The sequence below is a fragment of the Vibrio sp. 03_296 genome, assembly GCF_002265885.1.
On record NZ_NPKW01000744.1, the window covers coordinates 1 to 1,406 of the forward strand.

Annotated in this window: 1 pseudogene; it reads right to left on the reverse strand. The window is 42.8% G+C overall.

The annotated features are described in order from the left end of the window. Positions 1 to 302: 302 nt before the first annotated feature. A pseudogene (locus tag CIK04_RS27580) lies at positions 303 to 1,182 on the reverse strand (alanyl-tRNA editing protein). Between the last annotated feature and the right edge of the window lie 224 nt (positions 1,183 to 1,406).

A 1,406-nucleotide genomic window follows, 5' to 3' on the forward strand; every position in this document is an offset into this window, starting at 1 on the left:
TTACTCAATATTATTATGATTTAACCCTAGTGTTGTTGATTCACTCAGCAACTCTAGGTATGGTTAGCACGAATTTAACAGAACGATAACATTAATAATCAGACCTTAAWCACGCTTATCGGATCTTATCTTGATCGTCTGGTTTATTTATTTTGATCAGCGATCTGCCTAAAAAGAACATTTATATAACCACACCCCGAAAGCATAAGTTACATATGCTGCATTTCAATTTCAAACAACACAAAACTCTACATATTGATATTTAAATCTGTATTTTGGTTTTTATTATAAAGATCATTTCCTCAGTTGGGCGTGACTTGCGTGTGCATTTCAATGGTCTGCTCATCCAACAGCACCAATGTAACGGCAATCTCTTTCATTTCGCTCAACCCAGCAGCATGCGTTCCCCCACAAGGGATAATCGCCGTTGATGCTTCTCCCAAATCACATTGCCAGTAATCGAGAGTCGGTTAAATATTCGCCATGACAGTTCATGAATATTTCGGGCTCCGCGAGCAAGCCAGCGCTCAAGCTGTACATTGACCTCGGATTCAATCTCGTGAATATTTTCCACAACATCAGCACTGTTCAGCCTCTTTGCGTAGCGTTTTCCCAGTCGATAGGTATCTAAACAACACTCTGGCGTCACAAAGCTACTCTCTTGAGCATAACTGTTAAAATCATAGTAGCCATGAGGGTCTTTGCGATCGGCATCTTTGCGCCAGTAACCTTGTGCCAAGACTTTATTCAATGCCAGGTAGGCTAAATGCCCTGCACTGTGACCTCGACTCATMTTSTGATATTCTTTGTCGACACTCAATCGTACTTTGCTTCCAACTGCAAGTTGCCCAAGCTGGGCTTCAATTTCATGAACCACTACGAAGCTCCATCCCTCTGTATCTCGCTTTACAGGTATCGCTTGATCAACAAACAGTTGCCCCGTTGAACACTCTACAGCGCCAACCCAACAACCGATGACTTGGCCATTCTTTCGTCCATTCCGCCGATCAAGGCTCCCCCGATCTGCAGGATGATCTGGCCAAATAATGACTGACCGGATGAAATGGCGTTTGCTGAGTCGACGACATAAAGAGAATGTTCATTGACTGAAGTGAGTACAATGTCGCTCTCCAACTGCCAGATCTGATGACAAAAGCGAACCTTAGTGGGTGTTATCTGCATATTTCTTATCTCAACGATGAGGCATCATCCGCTCAATGAATGATGTGGACATGTTATCCATATTGGGAAACGGAAAATAAAAAAATGCCCAAGTAAAACTTGGGCATCAAACACAGTTCAGATTATTTCTTGCGATTTTTTACCGCACTCATTCATGCGCTTACGTTGCACGCTCTTGAGAAAGGGTCATCTTGTTGACACGGTTCTAGCAACGGTTATCACTG